The organism is Streptomyces sp. NPDC102360, assembly GCF_044766085.1.
Classification (GTDB): Bacteria; Actinomycetota; Actinomycetes; order Streptomycetales; family Streptomycetaceae; genus Streptomyces.
Genome location: NZ_JBIWLG010000001.1, coordinates 1,081,815 through 1,105,515, shown reverse-complemented (window position 1 = coordinate 1,105,515; position 23,701 = coordinate 1,081,815). Strand labels below are relative to the sequence as shown.

Here is a 23,701-nt window from a genome sequence, read left to right as displayed (position 1 = left end):
AGTGCGGCGGCGCCGGGTCTATCCGGGTGAAGGCAACCGATCGACCCGTAGGAAGAGGGATCCGCATGAGCACCAGCACGCAGCCCGCACCGACCGCTCGCACCGCTTCGTCCGACAAGGGCCTCGCAGCTTCGGTGACCGCCCAGGCGCCCCGGACGACGGAGTTGGCCGGCGGTGTCAGCGGGGCGGACCAGCCCGCGGCGAACCGCGGCCGGACCTCCATCGCCGATGTCGTCGTGGTGAAGGTGGCCGGGATGGCGGCCCGGGAGATCTACGGCGTGTACGACATGGGTGGCGGCCTGGCCCGCACCATCGGCGCCGTCCGCGACCGGGTGCCCGGCGGGCGGCCGAACGTCGGGCGCGGCGTGAAGGTGGAGGTCGGCGAGCTGCAGACCGCCATCGACGTGGACCTCGTCGTGGAGTACGGGGTGCCGATCGCGGACGTGGCGCGTGAGGTGCGCGAGAGCGTGATCACGGCCGTCGAGCGCGTCACCGGCCTCGAGGTGGTCGAGGTCAACGTCACGATCAACGACGTGCACCTGCCCGAGGACGACAACGAGCCGGCGAGCACCTCCACGCGGGTGGAGTGAGCGATGTAGGCCCCCGTGCGGACACGGCAAGGACCAAGACGAACGGAGCGGGACGGGTGAAGGGACGATGACTGTGAGCAGGGCGGCCGTCGGGGCGGTCGTCGGGATGGCGCTGGCCTTCGCGGGGTACTTCGGAGGTTTCGCGGCGTTCCTGCTGGTGGCCGCCCTGGGCGGACTGGGGTGGGCGGCGGGGCGCTGGTTCGACACCGGAGGACGCCTGACGGATCTGCGCGAGGCGTACGAGCGGAGCCGCCGATGACGACGGCGGCGCGGCGCGGCACGACGACCGTGTCCGACAAAGCGGTCCGGGCGATCGCCGCACGGGCGGCTCACGAACTCGCGCCGCAGCCCGCGGCCGCCGCGAAGGGTTCGGCGGCGGTGCGAGGCCGGCGGGCGGACGTCGCGGTACGGGTGACACTGCCCTACCCGTCGCCGCTGTCGGAGACGGTGGGCCGCCTCCAGGAACATGTCACCAGCCGCACCCGCGAGTTGACGGGCCTTCAGGTGAGCCCCGTACGAGTGGAGGTCACGTCACTCGCCCCGGCCCGCCCCGACCTGACATCGGCATCGGCATCGGCATCGGCATCGAAGGACACACCGGCGACGGCCGAGCGTTCACCACGACGCTGGTGGTCGCAGCGCAGAGTCCCGATGGCGTCGCTGACCCTGGTGGCGTCCCTGGCCTGCGGCGCCCTGGCGCTCGACCTGATCCTGGTGCACGTCGCCCACCACCCACCGGCCACCTGGCGCGTCGAGACACTTTCCTGGCTGTCACGACACGGCCCGGCCGCCCCGTCCGTCACCATCGGCGCCGGGGCCTTGGCCGCGCTCGGCGTACTGATGGTCGTCCTCGCACTGACCCCCGGCCGACGCAACCTGCTCACCCTGACCTCGCCGGCCCACCGACTGCGGGCGGTGATCGACCGTTCCGCGGTGGAACTCCTGGTCAGAGACGCGGCATCACTCGTCCCCGGCATCGAGCGGGTCCGCGTGCGGGTACGTCGCCGCCGGATCCGCGTCCACGCCGACCTCGCCTTCGGCGACCGGGCCGAGACCCGCGAGTCCGTACGAGCAGCGGCACGCGCAACGCTGGATGCCTGCCACCTGCGCCACGCTCCCCGGCTGCGCATCAGGATCCACTGCCCGCCAACCGCCAAGCAACCGGACGCCGTTGACGACACCACCGCGGAACATGAAACGGAAGGAACGCCCCACTGATGGCGCGCAGTCGCACGATCGTGAACCGGCTCGCCCTGGCCCTCGCCGGCACGGCCCTCATCGCCGTCGCGACGACCGTTCTCCTCCTCCGCACACGGTGGGCCTCCCACTCCCCCGATGCCCTGGTGACACCCACACACCTCACCGCGCTGCGCGAGAAGGCCTGGTGGACTCCCACGGCCATGACCGCCTCCATCGCCGCTACCGCCCTGTTCGCCACGTGGTGCGTACGACAGATCGGTGACGGCCGACGCCGCTCGACGCCCCTGCCCGTGCCGCGAAGCGCGCTGCGCACCCGGGCCCTGGAGGACGCCGTCGCGGTCCGTGCGGGGACGACCGAGGGCATCGACCGCTGCAGTGCACGGGTGCGGGCCCGCCGCGGACGCCTCGACGTCCTCCTGCGGGTCCGCCTGCGTGCGGACACGGCCCCCGCCGCCGTACTGCCCGCACTCACGGCCGTCGCGAGCGACACCCGTGCGACGGCGCGGCCCCACGAATGCACCGTACGCGTGCACTTCGGCATCCCGGGACATCGCGCGTCCCGGCTCCGCCAGGGCCCCATCGGAGACACCAAGCCGCCGAACAGCTGAAACACAGAACGTCTTCCTACAGCCGACGGCCAGAACACACGGCGCTCGACGAAGGGGCGACCGGCGAGGGCGCCGGCATGCTCTTCGACGAGAGTCGTGGGCGGTCCCGGGACGGGAGGACCGAGCAATCCTTGCCGGGCCCCGGACCAGGAAGCTACCTTTTTGTCCGATCGGATCAGGCGAAGACCCCTCGGGGCACGTCGAGGACATGGCGACGTGACATCGAGCGTGACACCTGTCCCCCAGCCCTGGCCTTCGGCCGGGGTTCTCGCACGGCTGGAGCATTCATGACGGAGACCCGCCCCGACCCGACCGGTATACCGGAGGGCGAACACATGACGCCGGCCGCGTTCCGCGTCGCCCGCGAATTCCTGGCCCTGCCCCCGGAATGGCTCGCGGAGAACCTCGCCGTGACCACCCAGACCATCCGGCACTGGGAGCAAGGCACTCGCCCGATCCCGGAAACCGTCCGGCGGCAACTGGAGGACTTGCAGCGCCTGACCGGTGAGTTCGTCGGCAAGGCGGTCGAGCAACTGATGGACATCCCGGACCCGGGAATCGTCACATTCCGAACCGACGCCGAATACCACGCCGGCCACCCCGAGTCCGCCTACCCGGCGAGCTGGCACCGGGCGGTCTGCGCGCGGATCGCGCAGGAGGTGCCCGGACTTGCCATCGCCTATGCCGACGCTGTGCAGTCGGAAGACGTGAAGGTCGAGGCAGAGTAGTAGAGCGAGAGCCCCATCCGATGGGACGTGAGCGAGCACGGAGCATCGCTGTCGCGCTCCCCGCCGGGGAGCGCGACCTGACCCACCACTTACGGGCGTTCGCGCCATGAGCCCTCGCGGTCTGCCGGCCAGGAGGCGCGTGGGGCTCGTGCCCGGCCTTACTGCGGGTGAGTCTCCTCGACCACCCAGGAGACGTACGCGGCGGACCCTCCAGCAACTGGCAGGGTGATCCACTCAGGGACTTCGTAGGGGTGCTCGTTCGCGACCCACGCCTCCAGCGCGGTCGTCCCGCTCAGCGACTGGTCGTGGCGTCTCGTGTACCTGTGGGGCTCGCTGGGCATCCTGCTCGTCCTGTTCACCCGGCATCTCAAGGAGTCGCCGCGCTGGCTGGAGAGCCGGGGTGACCTTGCCGCCGCCGACCGGGTGCTGCGCGAGATCGAGTCACATGTCGCCGCGGAGAAGGGCCCACTCCCCGAACCGGCGCCACCGGTGGCCGAAGTCTCCACGACCAGGGCCCCGTTGAAGCTGCTCCTGCAGAAGAGGTACCTGTACCCGACGCTGCTGCTCACGGTCCTGTGGGTGACGCAGACCATCGGCTTCTTCGGCTACTCGAGCTGGGCCCCGACCCTGCTGGCCAAGGAGGGCTTCAGCATCGAGAGCTCCGTCTTCTACGTGGCTCTCACCACGGTGGGCGCCCCGCTCGGCTCGTATCTGGCGTCGCTGGTCACCGACCGTTTCGAGCGCAAGTAGTCGCTGACGGTGTTCGGGGCCGTCATCGCGGTGTGCGGCCTGCTGCACGGGCTCACGTTCAGCCCTGTGTTCATCGTCGTGTTCGGCTTCCTGGTGAACTTCTTCGAGCGCGGTTACACGGCCCTGGCCTATGCCTACTCCCCCGAACTCTTCGACACCCGCGGCCGCTCGCTGGGCACGAGCGTCTCCTACGGCCTCGGCCGTCTGTCGAACGCGGCGGGCCCGTTGATCGTGGCGGCGCTCTACACCAGCCACGGCTACCAGAGTGTCTTCTACTTCATCGCCGGTACGTGGATGGTCGGCGCCGTCGTCCTGGCGATCTTCGGCCCCCGCACCCGCCGGGCCCGGCTGCTCGCGGCCGAGCGGCAGCCGGGGCCTGCCGAGGCAACGACGTGACGCTGCCGGGATGCGGCTGGCCGACAGGGCCCTGTGGCCGCCGGGCCGGTGCTCGTAGTCCCGTACCAGCCTGCTGTGCAGCATCATGACCCCGTTCACCTGCTCCACCACCCACCGTCACCTCTTGGGCTGCGGGGCGAACCCGCTGGTCGCCGGGTTGCGCTCGACGACTTCCGCGTCGATGCCCACCTTCTGCCCGTGGTCGATGACGGCGGACTTGAACCCCTGGTTCGCCGGCCACAAGCCCATGGCGCACGCGGAGTTGCCGTCGCTGATTCCCCACGGGGCTGGGCGGAGGGAGGGGGTTCTGGCACAGCAGTGCGTCATCCGGCACGCCCCACGGGTGTTCCGTAACCCTCGCCTTCGGGGTTCGAGTTGTCTGCAGGATCCGTTCCGCTGGAGCAAGGAACCGGCCGAAGGTCAGGGCTCGAACGGGGATTCCCCGACGAGCCCCGCGACGAGTTCGCGGACGTACGCGTCGTCCGTACCGGGAATCGAGAAGACCACCCGGAAGTAGAGTGGCGCGATGACCCGGTCCAGAACCTGCTCCAGGGACGGCGGCGGGGGCACGTCGCCGCGTTCCCGTGCCGCGTCGAGGACGGGGCGGAAGCGCTCGCTGACCCTGCGCAGGCACTCACGCAGCCCGTCGTGCCGCTCGTCGACCTCGGGCGCGACCTCGGCGCGGAAGAACGCGATGCCACCGGGCCGGGACAGCTCCGCCAGCGTCCAGACCGCCTGATTCGCCAGGTCGGTTGGCAGGTTGCCGACGAGTGGCGGCGCGCCGGTGTCGCCACGGTGATTGGCGACGTCGGCCAGGAGCGCGGCGAGAGTGCCCCAGCGCCGGTAGAGGGTGCTGGAGTTGACCCCTGCACGCTGGGCCACGGCAGGGAGGGTCACTTGGTCGGCGCCGACCTCGCCCACCAGCGCGACCGCGGCGCCGTGCACGGCGGCACGGACGCGGGTGCTGCGGCCGCCGGGCCGCTTCGTCGATGCGTCTGCGTTCACACCTCCACCCTAAAGCAGAGAGTTGCGCTTTAGCAGGCAGGGCACCTACGGTCACACTAAAGCGGAGATCACCGCTTTAGTACTGCGAAGGGGATGCCATGTCCACCGACGAAACCAACCTCGCCCTCGGGCGCAGCTTCCATCAGGCCCTCGTCTCGGGCGACTGGGACCGCATCCGGAACCTGCTGCACGACGACGCCACCTGGACCCTGCCCGGCGACAACGCCGTCTCCGGCACGGCCGACGGCGCCGACGCGGTGGTGGAGCGCGCTCAGCGGATCGCCTCATACGGCCTTGACTTCGAGCTGCTGCATCTCCTGGTCAGCAGGGAGAACATGGCGCTCTCCCTGCACAACACCGCGCACCGGGAGGACGCCGTGCTGGACGAATACCTGGCCACGGTCTGCCGGCTCCGCGACGGGAAGATCGCGAGTATCGAGACCTATCTCTCCGACGTTCCCGGGATGAATGCCTTCTTCGTCTGAGGCTAAAACCCAAGATGAACGGCTGTGCCACATCCCGCAGTTGGTGACGCGCTGTGTGGCGAGTGCGTTCCGGGAGGTTCTTTCAGCCGGCCCGGGTTGCGGCGCCGTACCTGGCTGCGGGGCCCAGGTCGCCATTCAGTCGGAGCCAGATGTGCTGGCCGTCGGGGACCGTGTCGTGGATGGCGAATCGGTCGTCGGGGGCGGGTACGTCGTCGTTGCCCATGGATCCGTTCTGGTGGAACGCTGGGGCAGGGTCAAAGGGCGTCCGGAGGCCGGCGCTCTGGACGCAAATGTATGGCTGGGGGGGGGGAGACTGGAGGCATGAGGAACTCTCATCGGGACAGTGGCAGGCACGACCCGGCCCAGGAGGTGCGCCAGGTGACCGACGACGACATGAAGTCGGGTGCGGGTTTCGATGAGCGTGAGCGGGTCTCCGACGAGCGGGAACGGTTTGCCGACGAGCGTGAGCGGATCGCCGATGAGCGGGAGCGGATCGCCGACGGACGGGAAGCCGCTGCGGAAAAGCACGAGGCCCGGCTCACGGCGTGGGAAAACCGGCTCGACGGACGGGCCCGCGCCATGGGCGAGTCGGCTGTTGGTGAGCGCCAGCGCTCCTATGAGGCCATCGACCGGGCCCGCGGGGTGCTGGAAGCCAGTCAGGCGCGGCTGGAGCGGAGCGCGGCGACGCTGCGCCGTGGAGATGCCTCTGACGATCGGGAACAGCGCACCGTGGTGCAGGAGGTGGCTGCCTCTGCGACGCGACAGACGGTTCGGCCGCGTTCAGTTGAGAGCAGTGGAGGCGAAGCGGATACCAGCCAATCCGGCCGGTAGGGCACGGAGTGAGGGCTGCTCGGCACAGGCTCTAAGCGCCTGTTCAGTGCATTGCTGAATGGCCGTGTCATACCCCGCAGTTGGTGACGCACCGTGGGGCTTGTTGCTTTCCCGGAGGCTCACTCGGCTGGTGCGGGTGGCGGGTACTCGATGGTTTGCTGTTCGACGTGCAGACGGGGGTCGAGGCCGGTGCGCTCGATGGCTCGCAGGACGGCGGGGCTCGGCTCGGCAAGCGTCAGACTCCCGCCCGCGCGCTGGAGTGCACTGCGGATACCGAGGAGGCTGTAGAGGCTGGCGTTGTCGCACCAGGTGACAGCGGACAGATCCAGGACGAGTTGGCGCCATCGGCCGTGGCCCATCAGGTCGGTGACGGCGTCGCACAGGGCAGGGACGGTTGCGTAGTCGAGTTCGCCATGGAGATGGAGCAGTATGTGCCGGCCGTCGGCGGCGGCCCTGTCGTGGATGGTGAGTCGGTCGTCGGGCGCGGGTACGTCATCGTTCCCCATGCATCCGTTCTGGTGGAACGCTGGGGTGGAGTCAAGCGGCGTTCGCGGGGATGAGGGGCGTATGCGGGGGTAGTCGGGGTGAACAGGATGCGCAACACGGCCCAGACCCTGCGGTGTTGCTGAGACGGCCGCCGCCGGCTGGTTCGTCGGCGAGCGAGCGACGGCCGTCTGCGCGAGGTTGACGGCCCGTTCCCGTGAACTCGCGCGGAAGTGTCCTCCTTGACGGCCGGGATACCGCGGGAGTGGTGTCCCGGGCCGATACTCGCCCCAAGGACGACAGTGGAATGGTGAAGCATCCCCATTCGGAGCATAGAGAGTTTCTGGCACGTGGGAACAGGTGGCGCCCGGTCCGGTACCGGCGCCTTTCGGCACGGGTGGTCAGTGAGGTCTCCTCAGCGAAATAGACGCCAGTTGAACTGAGTCAGTCGGCCTGTACTCGGGCGGCGGAGAGGTTGTCGAGGATCGCACACGCTGAACCCAGCGGCAGGCCCCTTTGGCGGCGACCGGCGGCTACAGCAGCAGTGCAAAGACCCCGAGAGCCGTGTCGGTTGCCCTCAATCAGGCGGTGCCCGACACAGCTGCTCTGCCCGCTTCCCGCACGCGGCGGTCCTTGCGAGTGGGCACAAGAGAGGAACCCGTTCACCAGACCGTACGTGAGGGATCCGCTCAACATCCCGGACGCGGCTGGGCGGCGGCGGCCTCCCGAACCGCGGGCCGGCCCCCGCAGACGACGCCAGTGGGTCGCCCTGAGAAGTCGGGCACGATGAATTTGGGCGGCGGATCGAGTCTGCCCTGGCATGACGCGAACCCGCGCTGACGTCTCGGTACCGCTCGACGGCTTCGGCGCCGTGCCCGCCCGCTGCCCGGACCACGGTCTGGGCAGCGGAGACGAGGCCCTCGACATCGCCCGCGACGCGCCTGACCTACGACATCTTCCGGAGACCCGATGACCACCGTAAAAGCCAATGAGATCGTCTTGGGCATCGAGTCGTTCGGCGACGACGACGCCCCACTCGTCCTGCTCGCGGGTGGTACGACGATGCTCTCCTGGCCCGACGCACTGTGCGAGCGCCTCGCCGCCGGCGGGCACCGGGTGGTGCGCTACGACCTGCGCGACAGCGGGGAATCGACGACGACGGACCCGGAGGCGCCCGACTACACCCTGCGCGACCTCGCCGCCGACGCGGCCGACCTTGTTGACATGCTCGGCGGAGGGCCTGCGCACCTCGCGGGGATCGGAGTCGGCGGGATGGTCGCCCAGGTGGCCGTGCTCGACTATCCGGGCGCGTTCTCGGCGCTCACCCTGGTAGGCACCCGCGCGGTTGCCCCTGGCCCGATCGACGATGACCTCCCCGACCATGACCAGGCGACGATGAGTCGGCTGTTCACGCGTCAGATGCCCGATTGGGGCGACCGTGAGGCGGTTGCGGAGTTCGCCGCCGCCGGCGCGGAGATCCTCGGCAACGACCCCGTGGCCGCACACGCGATCGCTGCGCGTATCTGGGACCGCACGCCGGGCACCGGCCCGCAGGTCCAGATGGCCAACCAGTTGGGCATGGTCTTCTCCAGACTCGACTGCACACCCCGCTGGCGCGAGCGCCTGCCCGGGATCGAGGTGCCGACGCTCGTCGTCCACGGCCGCCGCGACCCGTTCTTCCCCGTCGGCAACGGCGAGGCGATCGCACGCGAGATCCGCGGGGCACGGCTGCTCGTCCTCGAGGAGGCTGCCACCGCCGTCCCCGACGCGGCGGTCGGCGAGGTCACCGAGGCGATGCTCGCGCTCGGGTGAAGGACTACGCGTGCCGGCCGGACCTGGCCCCCAGGCGGCAGTGAACGCCGGAGGCGCGATCCGGCCGTGCGCCCGCGATCGGCACGATTCCCAACCGAAGTCGTCCAGGCCGCTTCTTCCTTCTTCCCGCCCATGTCCCGTGAATCCACGGCTACTGCCGTCAGCACTCCACGTACGACGTCGGAGCGTTCACGGAGACGCGGCCAGGGTCCCGCCGCGCACTAGACCGGCTCCTCCGATGTGCCGCCCTTCGGCCGTGGCTGGGACGGCACTCCCTCCCAGGCGTCCTGGACCGAGGCGTACCAAGGAAGACGGGGCAGCAGCCCGCTCGCCCGCAACACCAGGCGACCCACCCGGACTGTCAAGGCCCGTCGGGGCGAATACCTCATGGCCCTCGTGGTCTTCCACGACAACAAGCTGATGCCGGTCCAGCGAGGGCTGACGAGCTTCAGCTCGGTGGACACTCCTCAACAGCAGATCATGCTCGCGGCGACCGCGATCTCCATCGTCCCGGTCGTCGTGTTCCACCTGCTCGCTCAACGGCACATCGTGCGGGGCATCGGGGCCGGCGCACTCAAGTGACGTAGACGATCCGAGCCGATCCTCCTCGACAGCACGAGATCAGCCCGGGGCATTGTCGCGGTCGGCGGCAGGACGACTGCCGCCGCCTCCCGGCCCGCCGGTCCCCTCCCCCTGGAAGACCAGGTCCAGGAACGCGCGCGCCGGCCCGACGATGTCGAGGTCCTGGTCCAACAGCCATTGCAGCTGAAGGCCGTTGAGGACGGCCTGGAGAAGTGTCGCCGCGTGCTCGGGGGCGAGGCCGCTGTGGAGATCACCGCGCTCCGCCTTCTCCTGCATGCCATGGGCGAAGTTCGTGCGCACCAAGTCATAGCGCTGTGCGAAGTAGTCATGCGCGGGATGGTCCGGGCGCGAGGCGGCCGCTGCGAGTTCGATCCACAGGCGCATCAGCTCCGGCAACTCCTGGTGGCGGCGCAGGAGTTCGCCGAGATACGGGCCGAGCTCGTCCATGCCTGCCACGTGCGACACACCGTACTGCCACTCCTCGGTGTCGCGTTCGGCAAGGACCGCCGCGAGCAGGTCGTCCTTGTTGTGGAAGTGGTGCAGGAGTCCGGCATGCGTGATGCCGGCCCGCTCCGCGATGCCCCGCAGGGAGGCCTGGCTGAAGCCGTGTTCGGCGAAGCTGTCCCGCGCCGCCCGTACGATCTCCGCCCGGCGGGCCGCCGTCTTGGCGTACGGCCCGCGCGCTTTCACCTGGCTCACGGTGCGCTCCCTCATCCCTCTGCTCACATGCCTTCACGTAACGGTCTGATGACGAACCCGGTCGACAGTCTTCCCGGCGTTCGCGATCTCGGTCTACGTTCCGAACGAAAACCAACCGCATGGTAACCGTTGGTGTCGCGCGGTTCCACGCCCCCGGAAGGCAGTCGACGATGACCCAACGCATGCCCGGATTCCCTGCCGGGTTCCTCTGGGGAGCCTCCACCGCACCGCACCAGATCGAGGGCAACAACCTCAACAACGACTTCTGGGCGAGCGAGGGACGCGTGCCCGGCATGGAGCGCAGCGGCGACGCCTGCGACAGCTATCACCGCTACCGCGAGGACATGCGGCTGCTCGCCGACGCCGGGCTCGACGCCTACCGCTTCGGCATCGAGTGGGCCCGGATCGAGCCCGTTCCCGGACATGTCTCGCGGGCCGAACTCGCCCACTACCGCCGCATGATCGAGACGGCCGTCGAGCTCGGACTGACCCCGGTGGTGACACTGCACCACTTCACCAGCCCGCTCTGGTTCGCGCAGGAGGGCGGCTGGCTCGGCGAGAACGCGATCGACCGGTTCCGGGCGTACGTCGAGGCGGTCGCCCCGATCCTCGACGGTGTCGAATGGGTCGTCACCATGAACGAGCCGAACATGCTCGCCATCATGGTCGGCATGGCCCAGGCCATGCAGAGCCGGCAGGAGACCGGCGAGTGGCAGAGCCCCACCGTCGACAACGAGGGCCCACGGCCTCCACTCCCCGCGCCCGACGTGAAGATCGGCGAACGGCTCGTCGAAGCCCACCACGCCGCCCGTGAAGTGCTGCGCGAACGCACCGGCGCCAAGGTCGGCTGGACCGTCGCCAACCGCGCCTTCGTCGCCCGACCGGGCGCGCAGGAGAAGAAGCGCGAGCTGGAGTACATCTGGGAGGACCTGTACCTGGAGGGTTCGCGCGGAGACGACTTCGTCGGCGTGCAGTCCTACTCCGCCCAGTGGGTGGGCCCTGACGGGACCGAGCCCCACCCGCAGCACCCGGACAACACCCTCGTCGGCACCGCCTACCGGCCCGACGCCCTCGCCATCGCCGTCCGGCACACCGTCGAGGTCACCGGCGGCCTGCCGATCCTGGTCACCGAGAACGGCATCGCCACCCACGACGACACCCGCCGCATCGCGTACACCGGCGAGGCACTCCAACATCTTGGAGCGGCGATGGCTGAGGGCGCCGATGTACGCGGCTACCTGCACTGGAGCCTGCTCGACAACTACGAGTGGGGGCACTGGGAACCGACGTTCGGCCTGATCGAGGTCGACCGCGAGACCTTCGAGCGCCGCCCGAAGCCGAGCCTGGCCTGGCTCGGCGAGACCGCTCGCCGCGCACGCGGCTGACCGCACCGCCCGAGCCGAGCCGGCATCACCGAACCGGCATCACCGAGCCGACACCACCGAACCGGCATCGCCACCGGAAGGACACCCCGTGCAGGAATCCGCTCCCATAGCCGTACCCGATGTCTCGTCCCGCCCGCTGGCCGAACTCATCTCGCTGTCCGGGCGCCGCGCCGTCGTGACCGGCGCAGGACAGGGCCTCGGCCGGGCCGTCGCCGAGCGCCTGGTGGAAGCCGGTGCGGACGTGCTCGTCGCCGACCTCGACCAGGAACGTGCCACCGCCGCTGCCGAGGACCTCAACGCCCGTCGCAGGGGCGCGGCGCTGGGCGTGCGCGTGGATGTCACCGATCCCGACGACGTGGCCGCGACAGCCGACCTCGCGGTGCGGGAACTGGGCGGGATCGACATCTGGGTCAACAACGCCGGGATCTTCCCCAGCGTGCCCGCCCTCGACATGTCCGCCGAGACCTGGGACCAGGTGTTCGCCGTGAACGCGCGCGGTGTCTTCCTCGGCGCGAAGGAGGCCGCTCGCCGGATGAGCGATGCCGGTCACGGGGGCGTCATCGTCAACGTCGTCTCCACCGCCGGCTTCCGGGGGACGGCGCCCGGACTCGCGGCGTACGTCGGCTCCAAGCACGCGACACGCGGCCTAACACGCCAACTCGCCCTGGAATTCGCCCCGATGGGCATTCGCGTGCTGGGCGTCGCGCCGACCTTCGTACCGACCGAGGGGAACATGGCGGCTGCCGGGGTCAGCGATCCCGCCGAGGTCTCCCACCTCATGTCCGTGATGCAGCCGACCATCCTCGGCCGGCTCGGCGTGCCCGACGACGTCGCCCGCGTGGTGCTGTTCTGCGCCAGCGACCTCTCGGCCTTCATGACCGGCAGCACGCTCCTCGCCGACGCCGGCGAAACGGCCTGACACCACGCGCCCCGTTCCGCCCCACCGACGCGTAGGAGACCCATGCTTTCGCCCCGCACCAGCCCCACCCGCGACCTCGTCGGCCTCGACGGGCTCTGGCGGTTCGCCCTCGACACCCGCGTCGGCGCCACCCCGTGGACGACCCGCCTCGACTCGCGCCTCGAAGCCCCCGTTCCCGCCAGTTACAACGACCTGTTCGTGGATCCGGAGATACGGGACCACGTCGGGATCGTCTGGTACCAGCGCGATGTACGGATACCGCGCGGCTGGGCCGGAGAGCGCGTGGTCCTGCGTTTCGGGTCCGTCACCCACGCCGCTCGGGTCTATGCGGACGACCGGCTCGTCGCCGAACACAGCGGCGGCTACACCCCGTTCGAGGCGGACCTGACCGGAATCGTCGCCCCCGGCGCCGAGTTCCGGCTCACCGTCGGCGTCGACAACCGGCTGACGAACGAGACGGTCCCGCCGGGCACCGTCACCACCGGCCCGGACGGCCGGGAACGCCAGTCGTACCTGCACGACTTCTACAACTACGCCGGCATCGCACGCCCGGTCCGGCTGTGCAGCACACCGAAGACGTTCGTCGAGGACGTCACGGTCACCACCGGCCGGGACGGCGCGGCCGGGATCGTCGAGTACCGCGTCTCGGTCGCCGGCGAGGCAATCGAGAGGGCCGACGTCCAGGTACGCGCGGTCGACGAAACAGGCGTGACCGTGGCCGAGGCGCACGGGCCCGAGGGCGCGTTCCGCATCGAGGACGTCACTCTCTGGCAGCCCGGCGCCGCCTACCTCTACGACCTCGTGGTGGAGCTCGTCGCCGACGACGGGCGGCCGACGGACAGCTGCACCCAGCCGTTCGGCGTGCGCACCGTCGAGGTCCGTGGCACACAGTTCCTCATCAACGGCGAACCGTTCTACTTCACCGGCTTCGGCAAGCACGAGGACACGTCCGTGCGCGGCAAGGGTCACGACGACGCCTACCTCGTCCACGACTTCCAGCTCATGGAATGGACCGGCGCCAACTCCTTCCGCACCTCCCACTACCCGTACGCGGAGGAGGTCCTCGACTTCGCCGACCGCCACGGCATCGTCGTCATCGACGAGACCGCCGCCGTCGGCCTCAACCTGGGTGTCCAGGGCGGCCTCACCGGCATCCCGCCGACCCCGACGTTCGCGCCGGAGAACTTCGGCGGCGTCACCCGCGACGTACACGCCCAGCATCTGCGGGAGTTGATCGAGCGGGACAAGAACCATCCCAGCGTGGTGATGTGGTGCCTCGCCAACGAACCGGCCTCCAATGAGGAAGGCGCCCGCGAGTACTTCGAGCCGCTCGTCGAACTCACCCGCAAACTCGACCCGACCCGCCCCCTCACCTACGCCGCCGTCATGTTCGCGACACCGCAGAACGACAAGATCGGCGACCTGTTCGACGTGCTGAGCATCAACCGCTACTACGGCTGGTACCTGTTCACCGGCGACCTCGCGACCGCCGAGCAGTACCTGGAGAAGGACCTCCGGGGCTGGGCCGAGCGCTTCGGCAAGCCGGTGATGATGTCCGAGTACGGCGCCGACACCCAGCCCGGCGTGCACTCCGTCTGGGACGCCCCGTGGAGCGAGGAGTACCAGAGCGACTTCCTCGCCATGTACCACCGGGTCTTCGACCGCATCCCCGAGTTCGTCGGTGAACACGTGTGGAACTTCGCCGACTTCCAGACCTCGGCCGGTATCCACCGCGTGGACGGCAACAAGAAGGGCGTGTTCACCCGCGACCGCAAGCCGAAGTCGGCCGCCTTCTCCCTCCGACGTCGCTGGCGCGGCCTGGACGGGCACAAGCCGGGCGGCCAGGACACGGCCAACTGACGCTGCCGCACGCCCCGTTGAATCGTTCCAGCATCAGTTGGCCGCAGCACCCGCAACCGCCGAGCCACCCGGCCATCATGTGACGAAGGAGTCCACATGCCGCAAGACGAGCGGGACACCACCGTGGCAGGCACACCGCCGGCCGACCCGGCACGGAGTGACGGAGCGGAGCCCGCCGGCACCGCCGCTCCCGAGATCGAGGCACCACCACTGCAGAAGGTCGGCGCCGGCTACATCGCCTGGATGGCGATCGGCAATTTCGGGGCCTCGCTCGCCCTGATGGTCCCGCTGTCGTACTCCCTGGCCCTGCGCATCTCCGACCTCGCCCCCGGACACGAGGAACGGCTCGGCTACGTCACGGGGTCCGCGCAGTTCGTCTACCTGGTCCTCAGCCCGCTGATCGGACTCTGGAGCGACCGCGCACGCTCCCGCCTGGGCCGCAGGACTCCGTTCATGCTGCTCGGCGCGGCCCTCGGCCTCGTCGCGCTCGTCGGCATCGCCGTCGCGCCGAGTGTCCTTCTGGTGGGCCTCGCGTGGGTCGTCGGAATGGTCGGCTGGTCCACCGCCGGGCAGGCCGTCCAGAACGTCCAGGCGGACCGCATACCCGAGGAGCAGCGCGGCCGTGTCTCGGCGCTGGCCGGTGTCAGTACCCAGATCGCGCCGGTGGTCGGCATCGGGATCGCGTACACCGTGGCCTCCAGCACCCTGTTGGTGTTCCTGGTGCCGGGTGTCGTCGGCACGATCCTGCTGGTCCTGTTCCCGGTCTTCAGGCCCGAGGGCGACTCGCGTGGGCTCGTGCACACCAGCGGCGGGGTGACGGTCAAGAGCCTGGTCGCCAGCTACGGGTTCAATCCACGCACCTACCCGGACTTCGGCTGGAACTGGCTCGGCCGCTTCATCTTCTTCATGGGCCTGTACTTCAACACCACGTTCGGCACCTTCTTCTACGCCCAGCGGCTCGACCTCCCCATCAAGGAGGTCGCGGGTGTCGTGGCGTCCATCGGCATCGTCGGGGTCCTCGCCGCCACGGGCGGCGCCATCGCGGGCGGCTTCCTCTCCGACAAGCTCGGCCGCCGCAAGCTGTTCACCCTCATCGGGGCCGCGATCTTCGTCGCCGGGGCCTTCACCGAGGCGTTCGCCCATTCGCTGCCCCAACTCGTCGCCGGTGCCGTCCTGATGCAGCTCGCCATCGCCGTGTTCGCCGCCGTGGACCAGGCCATCGTGTTCGCGATCCTCCCGGACCGCGCCCAGGCAGGACGCTACCTCGCGGTCGTCGCGTTCGCGCAGAAGATTCCCAGCGCTCTCGCCCCGCTCATCGCGCCGCTCGTCATCACCGTCGGTGCCACGGGCGGCGAGAAGAACTACACACTGCTGTATCTGATCGGGGCGGTGTTCGCGCTCGCCGGCGGCCTGATCATCTTTACGAAGGTCAAGTCGGTGCGGTGAAAAGGCAGTTCAGTACCTCACTTTCCACAAGGAAGACCATGAACAACGCACCGTACGACCTGCACATCGACAGTGGCGGCGACCAGTTCACCGTGTCGGGATCCGCGCCCCGCCTGTCCTGGAAGCCGCCGCTGGAGGCCCACCACCCGACGGACTACGTCCTGGAGTGCCTCGTCGACGGCGAGGCACAGCCCACAGCAACGGCCTCGCTCGGTCAACACCTGTTCCTGCCCTGGCCGTGGGCTTCGTTGCGCAGTGGTCAACAGGTGACCTGGCGGGTCCGCGAGAACCGTGAGGACCGCTCCACGTGGTCGCAGTGGAGCGCCTTCGAGGTCGGTCTCCTGGACGACGACTGGCGCGCGCACTGGATATCCCCGGCAGATCCCGCCACCGACCCCGGCTACGGCCAACGCCCGGCCCACACACTGTCCACCGGATTCGAGGCGCGGCCCGGCCTGCGTTCTGCACGCCTCTACGCGACGGCACTCGGCGTCTACGAGGCATCGGTGAACGGCGAACGCGCCGGCACCGCCGAACTTTCCCCCGGCTCCACCTCCTACGACCGCACGCTCCACGCCCAGGCCACAGACGTCACACCGGCCATCCGCGCGGGCGGCAACCGCCTTGAGATCACGCTCTCGGACGGCTGGTACCGGGGTCAGGTCGGCGCGTTCCGCCGCCCCGCCGACTGGGGGACGGTCCTCGGCGCGCGCGCCGAACTGCACCTCCTGTACGAGGACGGTGTACGCCAGATCGTCCGGACCGACGAGACCTGGACAAGCGCCGCGTCGGCGATCACCCGGGCCGACCTCATGGACGGCCAGATGACCGACTTCGGGACCCACCCCGGCCCCGCAAGGCCGGTCCTCGTCGACAAGGTCGCGGCACCCCCGGTCACCTGGTCGCCCGCGCCGCCCATACGCGCCGTCGAGACACGCCCGCCGCGCTCCGTCACACAGCTCGACGACGGCCTGTGGATCGCCGACTTCGGCCAGAACGCCTCCGGCTGGATCACCCTGGGCGACCTCGGCCCAGCGGGCACCCGCACGGTCGTCGACTACGGCGAGTACCTCGGCACCGACGGCGACCTGTCGACCGACCACCTCGACTCCTTCCTGCCCGGCGACGACTTGGCCCCCTTCGTCCAGCGCGACGAGGTCGTCTCCGCGGGCGGCGACGAGACATTCGAACCACGCCACACGGTCCACGGCTTCCAGTACGCACGCATCAGCCGCGAGAACGGCGTCCCGCTCGACCCGGCGAGCATCGCCATGCGCGTCGTCCACACCGACCTGCGCCGCACCGGCACCTTCGCGTGCGGCGACGACGACCTCAACCGCCTGCACGAGGTGGCCGACTGGAGCTTCCGCGGCAACGCCGTCGACGTCCCCACCGACTGCCCGACCCGCGAACGCCTCGCCTGGACCGGCGACTACCAGGTCTTCGCCCCCACCGCGACGCGCCTCTACGACGTCCTCGGCTTCAGCCGCAAATGGCTGCGCTCCGTCCGCGACGACCAGCTGCCCGACGGCCGGATCGCCAACTTCTCGCCCGACGGCCGCCGCATCAAGCATCATCTCGACGACCAGTTCGCCATGATGACCGGCTCGGCGGGCTGGGGCGACGCGATCGTCGCCGTCCCCTGGGAGCTGTACGAGGCGTACGGCGACCGGGAGGTGCTCGCGGAGAACTGGGAGGCGATGGTGCGCTGGGTCGACTGGGCCCTGGCGACCGCCGACACCGCACGCCACCCGTCCCGCACCGAGCGCTCAGCGCGGCCTCTGCCGCACGAACGGTACCTCTGGGACGGCTCGTTCCATTGGGGCGAGTGGACCGAGCCGAAGGTGAAGGGCGCCGACGGCTCCCGCATCGACCCGGTCAAGGCGGACCCGGTCGCCTGGTTCATGGCCGACAAGGGCGAGGTCGGCACGGCATTCCTGTACCGCTCGACGTCGACCCTCGCCCGCGTCGCGCGCGTCCTCGGCCGCGCCGAGGACGCCGCCCGGTACGCGGAGACGGCCGAGCGTGTCCGCGATGCCTGGCGCACCGAGTTCCTCACGCACGACGGACACACCACGGGTGACACCCAGGCCGGCTACGTACGGGCACTGGCCCTGGACCTCGTCCCGGACAGGCTGCGCTCGGCGGCCGCCGACCGCCTGGTGGAACTGATCCGGGCCGCCGACACGCACCTCGGCACCGGGTTCCTCGCCACCGGCGACCTGCTCCCCGTGCTGTGCGACACCGGCCACACGGACGTCGCCCACGAGCTCCTGTACCAGCGCACCGCCCCGTCCTGGCTGTACATGCTGGACCGCGGCGCGACGACGATCTGGGAGGACTGGGAGGGCATCGACGAGCGCGGCGAGGCCCACGACTCGCTGAACCACTACAGCAAGGGCGCCGTCGTCCGCTTCCTGCACACCCACACACTGGGCCTGCGCCAAGCGCCGGGATCGGTCGCGTGGGAGTCGTTCGAGGTGGCGCCGGTCCCGCACCCCTCCGTGACCTGGGCGCGCGGCACACACGAGAGCCCGCACGGGACGATCGCCGTCGAATGGCGGGTAAGAGGCGACGAGTTCACCATCTCGGTCGAGGTCCCGCCAGGCAGCACCGCGCGCGTCGTCTTCCCGGACGGCACCACGGAGACCGCCCCGCCCGGGACCTTCAGCGCCACCAGGCTCGTGGCGTAGCCGCACCGGCGGTCGACGACGCCGGGCAACACCTTTGCCGTTTAAGGCAGTTGACTTCACCTCATCGCCGTGTTTCGATTCCCGTCAGGTGGAAGTGGCATTCTCGCCAGCGCGCAATCGACCTCTCCAAGGGGTGTGGTGTTGTGGTGCAGCCGTCCATGAAAGAGCAGATCGTCCTGGCCGCCGAGCGGCTGTTCGCCGAGCGCGGCCTCGACGGGGCCTCACTGCGGCAGATCAGCGCGGCCGCCGGGAACGGCAACAACACAGCGGTGCAGTACCACTTCGGCTCGAAACAACAGCTCGTGCAGGCGATCTTCGAGTACCGGTTGCGGGATCTGAACGAACGGCGTCGCGTGCTCGTCGCCGAGCGGAACCCCCTCGATCTGCGGACCTGGGTGGAGTGTCATGTCGCGCCGGTGCTCGAACAGGGCGAGCGGGAGGGCAGTCACTACCTGAGCTTCGTGGCGAAGTTGCACCAGCAGCGCCGCCGGGACGTCCTGGAGCGCCTCCCGCCGGAGTTGAACGCCCCGACGCGTGTGTTCCGTGAACGCGTCGGCGAGCTGCTCTCGCACCTGCCCGAGCCACTGCGCGCCCACCGGGTGGCGCACGCGATGGTGTTCAGCGTGCAGGCGGGGGCCGAGCGGGAGCAGAGCCGGGCCCGCCACGAGCTGGTGTTGCCGTTCGCCGTGCACCTGGAGGATCTGCTCGACGGGATCGTCGGATTCCTCCGGGCCCCGGCGTCCTCCGCGACGCTCGACGCGCTCGGGAGGTCCCCGTCGGGCGCACCACCCGCGGTGCCGATCCATCTGTAGATGTCCTGACCTTCGTCTGTGGATGTCCCTGACCCTCGCCGCCACATCCCCTCAAAGGAGCGGTCGTTCGATGAGCATCGATCTGCACAACGCCGTCGCCGTGGTCACCGGGGCCGGCAGTGGTATCGGGCGCGCCGCCGCGCACTCCTTCGCCCGGCGCGGCGCCCGGGTCGTGGTCACCGACCTCGACGGCGAGCGGGCGAAGGCGGTGGCCGACGAGCTCGGGGACGGGAGCGCCGCCGCCGCGTGCGACGTCACGAGCCTCGACGATCTGCTGGCCGCCCGTGATCTGGCGCTCGACCGGTTCGGCCGCGTCGACCTGGTGATGAACAACGTCGGCATTCTGGCGGTCGGCCCTGTCGAGGACATCCCGCTGGAAGCGTGGCAGCGCGTGGTCGACGTGAACCTGCTGAGCGTGGTCCGCAGCAACCTGGTGTTCCTGCCCGTGCTCCTGGAGCAGGGCTCGGGACACGTCGTCAACACCGCTTCCACAGCAGGCCTGTTGCCCTACGGATTCGACCGGCTTCCGTACACGGCGACGAAGCACGCCCTCGTCGGCCTCTCCGAATCGCTGGCGCTGTATCTGCGGCCGCGCGGCATCGGGGTCTCGTGCCTGTGCCCGGCGGGCGTGGCCACCAACATCGTCGAGCAGATCACGTTCTACGGAGAGCCGGCGCCGCCCAAGGGGCCGAAATTCCCCGTGGTGGACGCCGAGTCGGTCGGTGAGCTCGTCGCCGACGGCGTCAGCGAGAACCGATTCCTCATCCTCACCGCACCGGAAGCCGCCGACGAGCTGCGTGAGCTCGGAGCCGACGTCGACCGCTACCTGTCCCGACTGATCAAGGACACGCCATGAGCCGCACAGTGAAGAGCACAGGGAACAGCACCGCGAACAGTGCCCTCGACCGGATGAGTCTGGACGGCAAGGTCGCCGTCGTCACGGGCGGCGCCGGGGCCATCGGGCAGATCTACGGCCGCGCCCTGGCCGAGGCCGGCGCGCGCGTCGTCCTCGCCGACCTCGACGCGGAGGGCGCCGAGCGGGCCGCCAAGTCCCTGTCCGCCGACGGTCTGCACGCGCTTGGTGTGCGGGTCGACATCACCGATCGGGACTCGGCCGCCGCCATGGCCCGGCAGGTGACCGACGCCTTCGGCGGGATCGACATCCTCGTCAACAACGCCGCGTTGATGGCCGACATCCCGCAGGTCGACCTCCTCGACCTGCCGGGCGACTGGTTCGACCGCGTCATGCGCGTGAACGTGTTCGGCGCCGTCGTGTGCGCGAGCGCGGTCAAGGCGTCGATGGTCGAACGCGGGGGTGGTCGGATCATCAACCAGGTGTCGGCCGGCGCCTTCATGGGCGGCGGTATCTACGGCGTGAGCAAGCTCGCTCTCGTCAACGTCACGGTGGGGCTTGCCCGTTCACTGGGGCCGCTGGGCATCAACGTCAACGCCATCGCTCCCGGCCTCGTGGAGAACGAGCCGGGATTCAAGAGCCTGCCCGCCGACCACCCCGCCCGCGCCGCCCTCGCCTCGGCCATCCCGGGCAAGAAGTCCGCGCCCGCCGAAGATCTCCTCGGTACCCTCCTGCTGCTCGCCTCACCGGCCGGTGAGTGGATCAACGGGCAGACGATCAGCGTCGACGGCGGCTGGGTCACCCGACTCTGACTCCGTCCCAGGACTGCTCCGGACTGCTCCGGACGTCCACGGACGACTCCGGACTGCTCCGGACGGCCCCAGACAGCCCGGTTCACCACGTATCCGCTCACCCGTAGGCGAACGACGACGCGAACAGGCGGCACATCGACATGGCCACAACTGCCTCCATCTCCTCCCCCGATTCCACCGGTGAACCTGCCGAACTCGGCGTCACCGGCCCCCTCGTCGACGGCACCTGGCTCGACAAGACATCCCTCGGCGCGGTCGACCACATCAACCCGGCGACCGCACGCGTCAACGGCTCCGTCCTGCTGTCAGGTCCGCCCGAGGTCGACGACGCGGTGGCCGCCGCCAAGGCCGCCCACCCCGAGTGGCGGGCCCTGTCGCCGGACAAACGGCGGCGCATCCTGCAACGCATCGAAGAGCTGATGCTCGCCCGCGTCCCCGAGCTCGGCCGTCTCATGACCCTCGAACTCGGCGCGCCGATCATGATGTCGTCGGCGCTCGCCCACCTGTGCGCCGGGTGGTTCGGGTACTACGCCGGGTGGGCGGACAAGATCGAGGGCGCGACGATCCCGCCGAGCCCGATCATGGCGCCGGGGCTGGACTACACCGTCCCGGAGCCGTACGGCGTCGTCGGGGCCATCCTGACCTGGAACGGGCCGATCATGTCGGTCGGCATGAAGATCGCGCCCGCACTCGCCGCCGGGAACTGTGTCGTCGTCAAGTCGCCCGACCTCGCGCCGTTCACCGTGGCGCGGTTCGCGGAGATCGCGCTTGAGGCAGGGCTGCCGCCCGGGGTGCTGCACATCCTGCCCGGCGGACCCGAGGCCGGAGAGCACCTCGTACGCCACCCCGACGTCGACATGATCTCCTTCACCGGCGGCATACCGACCGCGCAGAAGATCCTCGACTCCGCCCGGCACACCCTCAAGCCGGTACTGCTCGAACTCGGCGGCAAGACGGCGAGCGTGGTGTTCCCCGACGCGGACCTCGACGCGGCCGTCGCCGAAACGGTCCGCTCCTGCTTCAACCTCACCGGGCAGGGCTGCAACCTGACCACGCGTCTGCTGGTCCACCGCGATGTGTACGAACGCGTCGTCGAATCCGCCGCGCAGGCTGCGGCGGGCTTCACCGTCGGAGACCCCTTCGAACAGGCCACCGCGCTCGGGCCCGTGGTCGGTGCGGCGGCCCGGGACCGGATCCTCGCGGTGATCGACAAGGCGGCCGGCAGCAGCCGGCTCGTCCTCGGCGGTCACGCCGTCGCCGCGGACACGCTCCCGCCGCAGAACCGCGACGGCTTCTACATCGAGCCGACGGTCCTCGCCGACGTGGACCCGGACAGCGAGGTCGCCCGGCACGAGGTGTTCGGGCCTGTCCTGTCGATCATCCCGTTCGACACGGAGGATCAGGCGGTTCAGCTGGCCAACTCCACCCCGTACGGCCTGGGCGCCGTCCTGTACTCGCGGGACGTGACCCGGGTGCAGCGCCTAGTACCGCAGCTGCAGGCAGGAACCGTGCACGTCAACGGCGCCTCAGGGCAACCTCCGGGCGCCCCGTTCGGCGGCTACAAGCACAGCGGTCACGGGCGGGAGGGCGGCAAGGAGGGGCTGTACGAGTTCCTGCAGACCAAGAACGTCTTCATCCGCGCGTGATGGCGCCGCGACCCTACGTCCCCAGCCCCAGGAGGACATCGTGAACGACAGCCCCGACAGCTATGCGGACACCTACGCGGACACGCCCTTCGGCCGCGCATCGCAGCACTTCCTCAACGAGCAGGTGTGGTCGCGGCCCGGCCTCAGCAGGCGGGACCGGCGCTGGGTCACTCTCACGTGCGTGGCCGCGGCGGACGCGCCCGAGCCGATCGAGGAGCAGGTCCACGCGGCGCTCGCCGGCGGGGACATCAGCCTGGAGGAGATGCTGGAGTTCGTGCTCCACTTCGCCGTCTACTGCGGCTGGCCCAAGGCCTCCCACCTCGAAGGTGCCATCGGCCGCCAGTGGGACCGCATCCATCGAGAACGTGGTGAAGAGACCCCACCCTGGCCGGAGTTGGCCAACGACACCCTCGGCCCGACGGACGCGGAGAAGCGGCTGGAGCGTGGCGTGCAGGAGTTCGTCGACGTCAACCTGGTGCCCGCCCCGCCGGCGACCTCGCCGTACCGGCACGCCGGCATTCTGAGCTTCGTGTTCGGGCACGTCTGGCAGCGCCCCGGCCTCGCCCGCAGGGACCGCCGCATCGTCACCGTCGCCTGTGTCGCACTCGACGACTCGCCCACCCCGCTGCGCTCGCACGTCACCGCGGCGCTCCACTCCGGGGATGTCACCAAGGTGGAGATGGACGAGATCGTGCTGCAGTTCGCCGCCTATTACGGCTTCGCGAAGGGCGACGCACTCGCGGACGCGGTGGAGACGGCGTGGGCCGCCAAGCCCGCCTGATGTGAGCGGAACGTGGCACACGGAACGCGCGGCGCAGAAAATGCGCCGCGCGTTCCGTCTTCGCGACGAGCACCGGCTTCGGCCCGGCTTCAGGAATCCGGTGGAAAGACCGCCTCGTCCGTGCCCGCGACGACCACCGTGATCGCCTCCATCGGGCAGGACTCGGCGACTTCGAGGACTTCCTCCGAGGCGGGCAGGGTGTCGGCGGTCGCCCGGCCCTGGCCGTTCTCGTCGAGCCGGAACTCCTTCGGCGCGGACGCCGCGCACAGGCCCGTACGGACGCAGGACCGCGGGTCGACCGTGACCTTCCAGCTGTCCCCCACGG

Annotated in this window: 26 protein-coding genes and 2 pseudogenes; 21 read left to right on the top strand and 7 right to left on the bottom strand. The window is 70.0% G+C overall.

Annotated elements, in window-relative coordinates; translation table 11 throughout:
- Nucleotides 1–65 precede the first annotated feature (65 nt).
- The 5 genes from ACIRHA_RS05045 to ACIRHA_RS05025 all read left to right on the top strand — a co-directional run bounded on the left by ACIRHA_RS05045 (nucleotide 66) and on the right by ACIRHA_RS05025 (nucleotide 3,126).
- Nucleotides 66–590 (top strand): Asp23/Gls24 family envelope stress response protein, encoded by a 525-nt coding sequence (locus tag ACIRHA_RS05045; RefSeq protein ID WP_403839931.1) that lies wholly within the window; start codon nucleotides 66–68, stop codon nucleotides 588–590.
- A 67-nt stretch (nucleotides 591–657) separates the two neighbouring features.
- Nucleotides 658–849, top strand: coding sequence for a hypothetical protein (locus ACIRHA_RS05040; protein WP_403839928.1), 192 nt, complete (start codon nucleotides 658–660; stop codon nucleotides 847–849).
- Nucleotides 846–1,808, top strand: coding sequence for a DUF6286 domain-containing protein (locus ACIRHA_RS05035; protein WP_403839925.1), 963 nt, complete (start codon nucleotides 846–848; stop codon nucleotides 1,806–1,808). The genes ACIRHA_RS05040 and ACIRHA_RS05035 overlap by 4 nt, the downstream gene beginning before the upstream one ends.
- The gene (locus ACIRHA_RS05030; protein ID WP_403839923.1) at nucleotides 1,808–2,398 is read left to right on the top strand and encodes a hypothetical protein; all 591 of its coding nucleotides are present in this window, start codon (nucleotides 1,808–1,810) and stop codon (nucleotides 2,396–2,398) included. The genes ACIRHA_RS05035 and ACIRHA_RS05030 overlap by 1 nt, the downstream gene beginning before the upstream one ends.
- 287 nt (nucleotides 2,399–2,685) lie before the next feature.
- Nucleotides 2,686–3,126, top strand: a complete 441-nt coding sequence (locus tag ACIRHA_RS05025; RefSeq protein ID WP_403839920.1) for a helix-turn-helix domain-containing protein — start codon at nucleotides 2,686–2,688, stop codon at nucleotides 3,124–3,126.
- A gap of 158 nt (nucleotides 3,127–3,284) precedes the next feature.
- On the opposite strand, the pseudogene cutA reads toward ACIRHA_RS05025, so the two are convergent.
- Nucleotides 3,285–3,407: pseudogene (gene cutA / locus ACIRHA_RS05020) on the bottom strand (divalent cation tolerance protein CutA); the annotation flags it as partial.
- Between cutA and ACIRHA_RS05015 the strand changes: the two are divergent.
- Nucleotides 3,400–4,272: pseudogene (locus ACIRHA_RS05015) on the top strand (MFS transporter); the annotation flags it as partial. The pseudogenes cutA and ACIRHA_RS05015 sit on opposite strands and share 8 nt — an antisense overlap.
- A gap of 117 nt (nucleotides 4,273–4,389) precedes the next feature.
- Here ACIRHA_RS05015 and ACIRHA_RS05010 read toward each other — a convergent pair.
- Together ACIRHA_RS05010 and ACIRHA_RS05005 are read right to left on the bottom strand one after the other, a co-directional pair.
- Complete coding sequence (locus ACIRHA_RS05010; protein ID WP_403839918.1) at nucleotides 4,390–4,521, bottom strand: hypothetical protein; 132 nt, start codon at nucleotides 4,519–4,521, stop codon at nucleotides 4,390–4,392.
- 171 nt (nucleotides 4,522–4,692) lie between these two features.
- A complete protein-coding gene (locus tag ACIRHA_RS05005) occupies nucleotides 4,693–5,277 on the bottom strand; it encodes a TetR/AcrR family transcriptional regulator (protein WP_403839917.1) in 585 nt (194 codons plus the stop codon).
- A 98-nt stretch (nucleotides 5,278–5,375) separates the two neighbouring features.
- On the opposite strand from ACIRHA_RS05005, the gene ACIRHA_RS05000 reads away from it, so the two are divergent.
- Nucleotides 5,376–5,762 (top strand): nuclear transport factor 2 family protein, encoded by a 387-nt coding sequence (locus ACIRHA_RS05000; protein ID WP_403839914.1) that lies wholly within the window; start codon nucleotides 5,376–5,378, stop codon nucleotides 5,760–5,762.
- Nucleotides 5,763–5,844: 82 nt separating this feature from the next.
- Here the strand turns inward: ACIRHA_RS05000 and ACIRHA_RS04995 are convergent, their stop codons facing one another.
- Nucleotides 5,845–5,985: a hypothetical protein gene (locus ACIRHA_RS04995; protein ID WP_403839912.1), complete on the bottom strand. Its 141-nt coding sequence runs from the start codon at nucleotides 5,983–5,985 to the stop codon at nucleotides 5,845–5,847.
- Between the two features lie 155 nt (nucleotides 5,986–6,140).
- Between ACIRHA_RS04995 and ACIRHA_RS04990 the strand changes: the two genes are divergently transcribed.
- Nucleotides 6,141–6,593 carry a hypothetical protein gene (locus ACIRHA_RS04990; protein ID WP_403839910.1) on the top strand — a complete coding sequence of 151 codons (453 nt, stop codon included), beginning with the start codon at nucleotides 6,141–6,143 and terminating at the stop codon, nucleotides 6,591–6,593.
- Nucleotides 6,594–6,712: 119 nt separating this feature from the next.
- On the opposite strand, the gene ACIRHA_RS04985 is transcribed toward ACIRHA_RS04990, so the two are convergent.
- Nucleotides 6,713–7,099 (bottom strand): STAS domain-containing protein, encoded by a 387-nt coding sequence (locus ACIRHA_RS04985; RefSeq protein WP_403839908.1) that lies wholly within the window; start codon nucleotides 7,097–7,099, stop codon nucleotides 6,713–6,715.
- Between the two features lie 797 nt (nucleotides 7,100–7,896).
- Here ACIRHA_RS04985 and ACIRHA_RS04980 point away from each other — a divergent pair.
- The 3 genes from ACIRHA_RS04980 (at nucleotide 7,897) to ACIRHA_RS04970 (ending at nucleotide 9,470) form a co-directional block, all read left to right on the top strand.
- On the top strand, nucleotides 7,897–8,049 hold the full coding sequence (locus ACIRHA_RS04980; protein WP_403839906.1) for a hypothetical protein: 153 nt from the start codon (nucleotides 7,897–7,899) through the stop codon (nucleotides 8,047–8,049).
- Nucleotides 8,046–8,888, top strand: coding sequence for an alpha/beta fold hydrolase (locus ACIRHA_RS04975; protein WP_403839904.1), 843 nt, complete (start codon nucleotides 8,046–8,048; stop codon nucleotides 8,886–8,888). Before ACIRHA_RS04980 ends, ACIRHA_RS04975 begins: the two co-directional genes overlap by 4 nt.
- Before the next feature lie 387 nt (nucleotides 8,889–9,275).
- Nucleotides 9,276–9,470: a hypothetical protein gene (locus ACIRHA_RS04970; protein ID WP_403839901.1), complete on the top strand. Its 195-nt coding sequence runs from the start codon at nucleotides 9,276–9,278 to the stop codon at nucleotides 9,468–9,470.
- A 39-nt stretch (nucleotides 9,471–9,509) separates the two neighbouring features.
- Here ACIRHA_RS04970 and ACIRHA_RS04965 read toward each other — a convergent pair whose 3' ends face one another.
- Nucleotides 9,510–10,169 carry a TetR/AcrR family transcriptional regulator gene (locus ACIRHA_RS04965; protein WP_403839900.1) on the bottom strand — a complete coding sequence of 220 codons (660 nt, stop codon included), beginning with the start codon at nucleotides 10,167–10,169 and terminating at the stop codon, nucleotides 9,510–9,512.
- Between the two features lie 182 nt (nucleotides 10,170–10,351).
- On the opposite strand from ACIRHA_RS04965, the gene ACIRHA_RS04960 reads away from it, so the two are divergent.
- The 10 genes from ACIRHA_RS04960 to ACIRHA_RS04915 all read left to right on the top strand — a co-directional run bounded on the left by ACIRHA_RS04960 (nucleotide 10,352) and on the right by ACIRHA_RS04915 (nucleotide 23,376).
- Entirely contained in the window at nucleotides 10,352–11,554 is a 1,203-nt protein-coding gene (locus ACIRHA_RS04960; protein ID WP_403839898.1) for a glycoside hydrolase family 1 protein, read from the top strand.
- A gap of 88 nt (nucleotides 11,555–11,642) precedes the next feature.
- On the top strand, nucleotides 11,643–12,473 hold the full coding sequence (locus ACIRHA_RS04955; protein WP_403839896.1) for an SDR family NAD(P)-dependent oxidoreductase: 831 nt from the start codon (nucleotides 11,643–11,645) through the stop codon (nucleotides 12,471–12,473).
- 42 nt (nucleotides 12,474–12,515) lie between these two features.
- On the top strand, nucleotides 12,516–14,333 hold the full coding sequence (gene uidA / locus ACIRHA_RS04950; RefSeq protein ID WP_403839893.1) for a beta-glucuronidase: 1,818 nt from the start codon (nucleotides 12,516–12,518) through the stop codon (nucleotides 14,331–14,333).
- A 96-nt stretch (nucleotides 14,334–14,429) separates the two neighbouring features.
- Nucleotides 14,430–15,779, top strand: a complete 1,350-nt coding sequence (locus tag ACIRHA_RS04945) for an MFS transporter (RefSeq protein ID WP_403839890.1) — start codon at nucleotides 14,430–14,432, stop codon at nucleotides 15,777–15,779.
- Nucleotides 15,780–15,817: 38 nt separating this feature from the next.
- Complete coding sequence (locus tag ACIRHA_RS04940; RefSeq protein WP_403839888.1) at nucleotides 15,818–18,472, top strand: family 78 glycoside hydrolase catalytic domain; 2,655 nt, start codon at nucleotides 15,818–15,820, stop codon at nucleotides 18,470–18,472.
- 158 nt (nucleotides 18,473–18,630) lie between these two features.
- The gene (locus ACIRHA_RS04935) at nucleotides 18,631–19,284 is read left to right on the top strand and encodes a TetR/AcrR family transcriptional regulator (RefSeq protein ID WP_403839886.1); all 654 of its coding nucleotides are present in this window, start codon (nucleotides 18,631–18,633) and stop codon (nucleotides 19,282–19,284) included.
- Between the two features lie 70 nt (nucleotides 19,285–19,354).
- Nucleotides 19,355–20,140 carry an SDR family oxidoreductase gene (locus ACIRHA_RS04930; RefSeq protein ID WP_403839884.1) on the top strand — a complete coding sequence of 262 codons (786 nt, stop codon included), beginning with the start codon at nucleotides 19,355–19,357 and terminating at the stop codon, nucleotides 20,138–20,140.
- Complete coding sequence (locus tag ACIRHA_RS04925; protein ID WP_403839882.1) at nucleotides 20,137–20,949, top strand: SDR family oxidoreductase; 813 nt, start codon at nucleotides 20,137–20,139, stop codon at nucleotides 20,947–20,949. The genes ACIRHA_RS04930 and ACIRHA_RS04925 overlap by 4 nt, the downstream gene beginning before the upstream one ends.
- A gap of 140 nt (nucleotides 20,950–21,089) precedes the next feature.
- Nucleotides 21,090–22,595, top strand: coding sequence for an aldehyde dehydrogenase family protein (locus tag ACIRHA_RS04920; protein ID WP_403839880.1), 1,506 nt, complete (start codon nucleotides 21,090–21,092; stop codon nucleotides 22,593–22,595).
- A gap of 40 nt (nucleotides 22,596–22,635) precedes the next feature.
- Entirely contained in the window at nucleotides 22,636–23,376 is a 741-nt protein-coding gene (locus ACIRHA_RS04915; RefSeq protein ID WP_403839878.1) for a carboxymuconolactone decarboxylase family protein, read from the top strand.
- 89 nt (nucleotides 23,377–23,465) lie between these two features.
- Here the strand turns inward: ACIRHA_RS04915 and ACIRHA_RS04910 are convergent, their stop codons facing one another.
- Nucleotides 23,466–23,699 carry a ferredoxin gene (locus tag ACIRHA_RS04910; RefSeq protein ID WP_403839876.1) on the bottom strand — a complete coding sequence of 78 codons (234 nt, stop codon included), beginning with the start codon at nucleotides 23,697–23,699 and terminating at the stop codon, nucleotides 23,466–23,468.
- Nucleotides 23,700–23,701 lie beyond the last annotated feature (2 nt).

Coding starts and splice junctions, on each gene's coding strand:
- ACIRHA_RS05045 (WP_403839931.1), top strand. CDS start 66: ATGAGCACCAGCACGCAGCCCGCACCGACCGCTCGCACCGCTTCGTCC.
- ACIRHA_RS05040 (WP_403839928.1), top strand. CDS start 658: ATGACTGTGAGCAGGGCGGCCGTCGGGGCGGTCGTCGGGATGGCGCTG.
- ACIRHA_RS05035 (WP_403839925.1), top strand. CDS start 846: ATGACGACGGCGGCGCGGCGCGGCACGACGACCGTGTCCGACAAAGCG.
- ACIRHA_RS05030 (WP_403839923.1), top strand. CDS start 1,808: ATGGCGCGCAGTCGCACGATCGTGAACCGGCTCGCCCTGGCCCTCGCC.
- ACIRHA_RS05025 (WP_403839920.1), top strand. CDS start 2,686: ATGACGGAGACCCGCCCCGACCCGACCGGTATACCGGAGGGCGAACAC.
- ACIRHA_RS05010 (WP_403839918.1), bottom strand. CDS start 4,521: ATGGGCTTGTGGCCGGCGAACCAGGGGTTCAAGTCCGCCGTCATCGAC.
- ACIRHA_RS05000 (WP_403839914.1), top strand. CDS start 5,376: ATGTCCACCGACGAAACCAACCTCGCCCTCGGGCGCAGCTTCCATCAG.
- ACIRHA_RS04995 (WP_403839912.1), bottom strand. CDS start 5,985: ATGGGCAACGACGACGTACCCGCCCCCGACGACCGATTCGCCATCCAC.
- ACIRHA_RS04985 (WP_403839908.1), bottom strand. CDS start 7,099: ATGGGGAACGATGACGTACCCGCGCCCGACGACCGACTCACCATCCAC.
- ACIRHA_RS04980 (WP_403839906.1), top strand. CDS start 7,897: ATGACGCGAACCCGCGCTGACGTCTCGGTACCGCTCGACGGCTTCGGC.
- ACIRHA_RS04975 (WP_403839904.1), top strand. CDS start 8,046: ATGACCACCGTAAAAGCCAATGAGATCGTCTTGGGCATCGAGTCGTTC.
- ACIRHA_RS04970 (WP_403839901.1), top strand. CDS start 9,276: ATGGCCCTCGTGGTCTTCCACGACAACAAGCTGATGCCGGTCCAGCGA.
- ACIRHA_RS04960 (WP_403839898.1), top strand. CDS start 10,352: ATGCCCGGATTCCCTGCCGGGTTCCTCTGGGGAGCCTCCACCGCACCG.
- uidA (WP_403839893.1), top strand. CDS start 12,516: ATGCTTTCGCCCCGCACCAGCCCCACCCGCGACCTCGTCGGCCTCGAC.
- ACIRHA_RS04945 (WP_403839890.1), top strand. CDS start 14,430: ATGCCGCAAGACGAGCGGGACACCACCGTGGCAGGCACACCGCCGGCC.
- ACIRHA_RS04940 (WP_403839888.1), top strand. CDS start 15,818: ATGAACAACGCACCGTACGACCTGCACATCGACAGTGGCGGCGACCAG.
- ACIRHA_RS04935 (WP_403839886.1), top strand. CDS start 18,631: ATGAAAGAGCAGATCGTCCTGGCCGCCGAGCGGCTGTTCGCCGAGCGC.
- ACIRHA_RS04930 (WP_403839884.1), top strand. CDS start 19,355: ATGAGCATCGATCTGCACAACGCCGTCGCCGTGGTCACCGGGGCCGGC.
- ACIRHA_RS04925 (WP_403839882.1), top strand. CDS start 20,137: ATGAGCCGCACAGTGAAGAGCACAGGGAACAGCACCGCGAACAGTGCC.
- ACIRHA_RS04920 (WP_403839880.1), top strand. CDS start 21,090: ATGGCCACAACTGCCTCCATCTCCTCCCCCGATTCCACCGGTGAACCT.